Here is a 5,919-nt window from a genome sequence, read left to right as displayed (position 1 = left end):
ACGATCAGGCAGCTGGGAAGTCAACCCGCTAAGGATGTGTGAGGTCTCTTCTCCTGCAGCCACGTCCAACCTCTCTTTTGGCGCATTCATCGTCGCCTCAGGTCCGGCAGGGTAACTGCCCGTCATGAACGCGGCGTGTGCGACATATCGGTTACAACAGCCCGGTCATGTGCGCCGGGCAGGTTCTCTTGAGCTCAAGCTGCGCTATTCGCGGCGGGCGGTTGCCCTGCAGCCAAAGTCTTCAATGGCCACTGTAGCTTTGTACGAGCCGCGATGCGTAGCCGCGCGGTCGTGAAGGCGTTGTATGTCACACTCAAGCTGTTACATCGTAGGCAGTTGCAGCCGCAGTCATGGCTGTAGCCCCGATCCTGGCCATGGCTTAAGCCGCGGCTGGGGCGCGGATAATGGTGGAACGCGGGACAATGGCTTGAAGCACACGCCCAAAGGGTGTTGGCTTGTAGTAATCGAAATCACTTCAAGAGGAGGAAACGTGAGCGAGGCCGACGCCGCCACATCGGTAAATGTGGCGGAAAGATTGGGTTTCAAAGATGGGGATCTAATTCAGGAACTCGGTTACGACGATGATGTCGATTTCGATTTGCGTGATGACATTGAGGAACTCACGGGTTCCGAGCTGCTTGACGAAGACGATCACGAGGTAGTGGATGCGGTCATTTTCTGGTGGCGCGATGGTGATGGAGACCTTGTCGACGCACTAGTTGATTCATTGACCACCTTGGGTGAAGGCGGTGTTGTCTGGGTGCTGACCCCCAAGTCGGGTCGCGACAACTACGTCTCGCCCTCGGATATTCAGGACGCTGCTCCTACCGCCGGCTTGCACTGCACTACCTCCGCAGGCGTCTCCAAGGACTGGAGCGCAACACGGCTTGTAGCGCGCAAGAAGAACAAGTGACACACACGAAGTTGAACCCTTCCGGGCTGCGTCCGGGAGTTCCCGTTGTGGGCCAGGAAGCCCCGGACTTTGAGCTCGTGAACCAGTTCGGGGAGCCGGTCCGCTTGTCCGGGCTTCGCGGCCGGAACGTGGTGGTGGTCTTTTATCCCTTCGCCTTCTCTGGAATCTGCACCGGGGAGCTGTGCGAGATCCGCGACAATCTGGGTATTTTCCAACATGCGAACGCCACGGTCCTCGGGGTGTCGGTGGACAGCAAGTTCGCTTTGCGGGCTTATGCGGAAAAGGAAGGCTACGAGTTCGATCTCTTGGCCGACTTCTGGCCGCACGGGGAAGTAGCCGAGAAGTATGGCGTGTTTGATCCAGCTACCGGCATGTCGTTGAGGGGCACTTTCATCATCGATGCCGCGGGGATCATCCGTTACGTCGTCGTCAATCCGCGCGGGCAGGCACGCGACCTGGCGGAATACCGCGAGGCATTGTCCGCACTTGGCCAGGCCTAACGGCGATGAGCGCCCAACGGCCCGGCGTCGGAATGACTGGCTTCGCCATACTTCCGCCGGCCTCAACGGTTGAGTTGGATGCGGACGAGGTGGACGTTCTCCGCCGAGCCGCCGGGGTTCTCGGTGGCAAGCGGCTTGCTGTCTTGACCGGAGCCGGACTGAGCACGGACTCCGGAATCCCTGACTACCGCGGCCCTGGAGCCGCGCCGCGGAATCCCATGACCTACCAGGAATTCATCGGAAGCCCGGCCAACCGGCGCCGGTACTGGGCGAGGAACCACCTCGGATGGTCGCACCTCCGGCATGCGGACCCCAATGCCGGGCACGCCGCCGTCGCCCTCCTTGAGCGGCGCGGGCTGATGACGGGGCTCATCACGCAGAACGTGGACCGCCTGCACGAGGACGCCGGCAGCATTAACGTGGTGGACCTGCACGGCCGCTACGATCGCGTGATCTGCCTTGATGAGGGGCACGTGTTCACCCGGCGGCTCGTGGCATCGATTCTGGAGGAAATCAATCCCGGTTTCGTCGAAGCCGCCCAGGCTTCCGGCGTCGTGGAAATGGCACCGGACGCCGATGCCTCGGTGGAGGATCCCGAACTCATCCGTTCCTTCGTCGTCGCTGTTTGTCCCGTGTGCGGGGGGACGCTCAAGCCCGACTTCGTGTACTTCGGTGAAAATGTGCCCAAGGGCCGGGTCCAGCGTGCCTATTCCATGGTTGACGAAGCCGGGGCGTTGCTCGTGGCGGGTTCTTCGTTGACTGTCATGAGCGGGCTGAGGTTCGTGCGGCACGCAGCCAAACTCGGCAAGCCGGTAGTGATCATCAACCGTGGACCGACCCGCGGTGACGGTTTCGCGGACCTCAAAGTGGAAGTAGGAGTCAGTGGCGCGTTGGCCTGGCTTGCCGCTGAGCTTCCCGATCTGCTGCCATCCAAGTAGTCGATTAGTGTTCCGGGCGATTGATCCGGTAGAGTACATGTTCGTTGGTTGAAGCGCCGAGGGTGCCGAAATCAGTGTTTTGGGTCTTTAGCTCAGCTGGTAGAGCGCCACGTTTACACCGTGGATGTCATCGGTTCGATCCCGGTAGGACCCACCGAGAAGAAGAGCTCCTGGACTGCGGAAATGCAGCTCAGGGGCTCTTTTCTTTTTATTCCAGGGCCCTAGGTCCCCGATGGTTGTGGCCAGTCGTTTGCCGGTTCAGAATGGCAGCATGACAGCGTCCGGAGATGCAGCGCGCGACAAGAGGCTGGCGAAAATCGGTACGGCGGTGTTCGCCGTCGCTCCGGCTACCGCGGCCGGTCTGTTGCCATGGTTTGTGACCCGCTGGAGGGTGCAACAGCCTGTGCCGGGCGGACTGGCGGCCCAGTGCACAGGTGTTCTGCTGATCGGCGCCGGTGCGGCGGTGATCACCAATTCTTTCGCGCGGTTCGCCCTTGAAGGATTGGGAACGCCTGCGCCCTTTGCGCCACCGAAGAACCTTGTGGTCAGTGGTTTCTACAGGTTCGTTCGGAATCCCATCTACGTGGGCATTGGCGCCGCGATCGTCGGGCAGGGCCTCGTGCTGGGACAGCCAAAGCTGTTCGGCCTCGCGGCCTTGGGCGCAGTTCCCGTGGTGGCTTTCGTCAGGTTGTATGAGGAGCCCACCCTGGCCCGCAAGTTCGGCGCCGAGTATGAGGACTACCGTGCCAACGTCCCCCGCTGGCTGCCACGGCTCACTCCTTGGCGGCAGCCAGGCTAGCGTCGGCTCGGATTCGGTGCCGGGAATTGGAAAAGCTCTCCACCGCGACTATTGGGGGATGCCGCGGTGGAGAGCTCATAGATGAATATACAGAGAATTTCTGGATATGGAAAGGAAGCCATCCCCCGTCCGGCGCGTCTCATCCCAGCACCAAGCCACTATGATGGTGGTTGTTCAGTGGATTGAACAAGCGTTGTGCCTCGGACCGGAGTTCCGCTGCCCCAGGGTGGCGTTTCTACCTGGCACGCGCCCACTCTGCGCCAGACGCACGAACCGCGAAGGAGAATCATGGCCGATTCCCGCACCCCCCGTTCCGCCGAAGGCTTGGGGAGCTCCTCGCCGGCGCCTGCCGTGACCCGCGCTGCTGCGGTCCTTGATGCCTTGGCGGAGGCCCCTTCAGGCAGGCTGACACTCAGTGACCTTGCGAGGGAACTCGGGATTCCGAAGTCTTCCACGTCAAACCTGCTGCTCGCTCTTGAGGAAGCCCGGCTGATTACCCGCGAAGGTGCCGATTTTTCACTTGGCCGGAAACTGGTTGAACTTGGCGCCGCCTACCTTAGCCGGCTCGACGAAGTCCAGGAGTTCTACAAGTTCTGTGAACAGGCGCCGACGCTCTCCGGCGAAACCGTGCGGATCGCCATGATCGACGGCGATCACATCATCTACCTGGCCCGCTACGAAGGGCACCCCGCCGTCCGGCTCACGTCGAACATCGGCGACAAAATGCCGCTTTCCCTCAGCGCCGTCGGAAAGGTCCTCCTGGCCCAGCTTCACGACCATGACATCGAGGCGATGTTCCCGGACGACGTGGAACTGCCTGTCATGACCCCGAAGTCCCTCCGGAGTGCCGCCGAGCTCAAGGCCCAGGTTGTCGCGATCCGCAAGCAGGGCTACGCCCTGGAGGATGAGGAATCCACACTAGGCGTGGTTTGCCTCGCCGTGCCCGTCCCCACCCACGGGGCGCATGGCCCCAGCCTCGGTCTCTCGGTGACAGCCCTGAAGGCCACTTTTTCCGAGGAACAGGCTGCCCTCATGGTGAAGGAACTCAAGGAGCTCGCCCACTCGCTGGGCAACCCGATGGGCTAACTGATTTTGCCACTCGACGGGGTCATAAACCCGCCGCCCGATGGGGTCATAAATAAATCTGATTACACCACTTGAAACTTGTACAACGTGCTGTACTCTGTTCACTATAGTGATTCACGCCATGGTGGCTGACGCTATCTCGCCAGGCCAACGGGGGTCTGGAGTGTTCTTGAGGGAGTGCTTGTGACAACTCGTACTAAGACAAAGCTTGCTGATATGGACGGCGCAGTAGTTGAGCCGGAACAGCTGCGAAGGGCAACTCTTGCCAGCTCCGTAGGATCCGCCCTGGAGTACTACGACTTCTACATTTACGGCCTGTATTCGGCCCTGATCTTTGGCCAGCTGTTTTTCAAGCCCTTGGGTGAAAGCGGCGCCCTGATCGCATCGTTCGCAAGCTACGGGGTGGGATTCGTAGCCCGGCCCTTTGGTGGAATCTTTTTCGGCTTCATCGGAGACCGCTTTGGTCGCAAGACGGTTCTTCTCCTGACCATCGGCATGATGGGCCTTGCCAGCTTCGCGATCGGCTTGTTGCCGACGTTCGACCAGGCAGGCATGCTCGGCGCGGTCCTGCTGGTGACGCTCCGTATCGTCCAAGGCCTGGGCGCCGGAGCAGAACAGGCAGGCGCAACAACGCTGATCTCCGAAGTTTCGCCCCCTAAGCGCCGCGGATTTTTCGCTTCACTTCCGTTCGTTGGCATCCAACTTGGAACCCTCCTCGGTGCCGGCATCTTCACGCTGATCGGCATGGCCGACGTGGCTGTGCTGAATGCGTGGCTGTGGCGCGTTCCTTTCCTGGCTAGTGCCATTCTCATTGCGGTGGCTCTCTTCATCCGTCTCAGGCTGAAGGAAACCCCGGTGTTCCAGGAACTGGAGAAGCACAAGAACGTCGTGAAAAACCCGATCGGTGAGATTTTGAGGCACTCCAAGAAGAATGTCCTCATCGGCATTGGCCTACGCATGGGCGAAAACGGCAACTCCTCGATCTACTCAGCGCTCCTGATTTCCTTCATGGCCGCCAAGCAAGGTGTCTTCCCGGGTGATAAGTTCGTCGGGCCCGTTGGTCTCGTGATCGCAGCCGGTTTTGCCGCCGTCATGGTTGTCACCTTCGGTGCCCTGTCCGACCGCTTTGGACGTGTCAGGGTCTACCGGTTCGGCGCACTCTTCCAGGTAATTACCGCTATTCCCGCCTTCTATCTGGTCAGTCTCGGCAATGTGACTCTCGTGTGGATAGTCATGGCTGTGGGTATAGCAATCGGCGTCCAAGGGATGCTTGGTCCGCAGTGCCCGCTGCTCCCGGAATTGTTCGGTTCGCAGCACCGTTTCACCGGGGTTGCCTTGAGTCGCGAGCTGTCCGCTGTCCTCGCTGGTGGACTCGTTCCCGTGTTCGGTGCCATCTTGCTTGGAGCGACGGGCAACTCCTGGGTGGTCCTGGCGGTTTACTCGCTGGTCCTCGCGCTGATTTCATACATCACCACGTTCTTCACACCGGAAACAGCCGGCCGTGACCTTCTCTCCCTGGAGGATGCGAAGTAAGAAGTCCCGTACCACGAGGTACGCAAGCAGCGACGGTCCCCTCCTAGGTGCGGAGGGGACCGTCGCTTTTTCGTGCCCTACCCCCGGATAACCCCCGGCAAACCCGCCCCATACAGCAAAGCGGCCCCTACGGGAAACGGGGGGGCCGCC

6 protein-coding genes and 1 tRNA gene are annotated in these 5,919 nt (G+C 60.7%); all 7 read left to right on the top strand.

The features are described 5' to 3' along the window. Nucleotides 1–490 precede the first annotated feature (490 nt). Nucleotides 491–913, top strand: a complete 423-nt coding sequence (locus tag AC3WJU_RS22145; RefSeq protein ID WP_059387755.1) for a DUF3052 domain-containing protein — start codon at nucleotides 491–493, stop codon at nucleotides 911–913. Next, complete coding sequence (locus AC3WJU_RS22140) at nucleotides 910–1,413, top strand: peroxiredoxin (RefSeq protein ID WP_370872095.1); 504 nt, start codon at nucleotides 910–912, stop codon at nucleotides 1,411–1,413. The genes AC3WJU_RS22145 and AC3WJU_RS22140 overlap by 4 nt, the downstream gene beginning before the upstream one ends. A gap of 5 nt (nucleotides 1,414–1,418) precedes the next feature. Beyond that, nucleotides 1,419–2,351, top strand: a complete 933-nt coding sequence (locus AC3WJU_RS22135) for a Sir2 family NAD-dependent protein deacetylase (protein ID WP_307055043.1) — start codon at nucleotides 1,419–1,421, stop codon at nucleotides 2,349–2,351. Between the two features lie 81 nt (nucleotides 2,352–2,432). Continuing rightward, a tRNA-Val gene (locus AC3WJU_RS22130) sits at nucleotides 2,433–2,505 on the top strand. Nucleotides 2,506–2,622: 117 nt separating this feature from the next. After that, complete coding sequence (locus AC3WJU_RS22125) at nucleotides 2,623–3,150, top strand: methyltransferase family protein (RefSeq protein WP_307055046.1); 528 nt, start codon at nucleotides 2,623–2,625, stop codon at nucleotides 3,148–3,150. Nucleotides 3,151–3,438: 288 nt separating this feature from the next. Continuing rightward, nucleotides 3,439–4,236, top strand: coding sequence for an IclR family transcriptional regulator (locus AC3WJU_RS22120; protein WP_284991164.1), 798 nt, complete (start codon nucleotides 3,439–3,441; stop codon nucleotides 4,234–4,236). A 177-nt stretch (nucleotides 4,237–4,413) separates the two neighbouring features. Then, nucleotides 4,414–5,769, top strand: a complete 1,356-nt coding sequence (locus tag AC3WJU_RS22115) for an MFS transporter (protein WP_492260875.1) — start codon at nucleotides 4,414–4,416, stop codon at nucleotides 5,767–5,769. The last annotated feature ends 150 nt before the right edge of the window (nucleotides 5,770–5,919 follow it).

Source organism: Arthrobacter sp. FW306-1B-F12A, assembly GCF_058781865.1.
This window is presented reverse-complemented; position numbering and strand designations above follow the sequence as displayed.

Bases quoted from the DNA above. Each gene is read 5' to 3' on its own strand.
- AC3WJU_RS22135 (WP_307055043.1), top strand. From the start codon at position 1,419: ATGAGCGCCCAACGGCCCGGCGTCGGAATGACTGGCTTCGCCATACTT.
- AC3WJU_RS22125 (WP_307055046.1), top strand. From the start codon at position 2,623: ATGACAGCGTCCGGAGATGCAGCGCGCGACAAGAGGCTGGCGAAAATC.
- AC3WJU_RS22120 (WP_284991164.1), top strand. From the start codon at position 3,439: ATGGCCGATTCCCGCACCCCCCGTTCCGCCGAAGGCTTGGGGAGCTCC.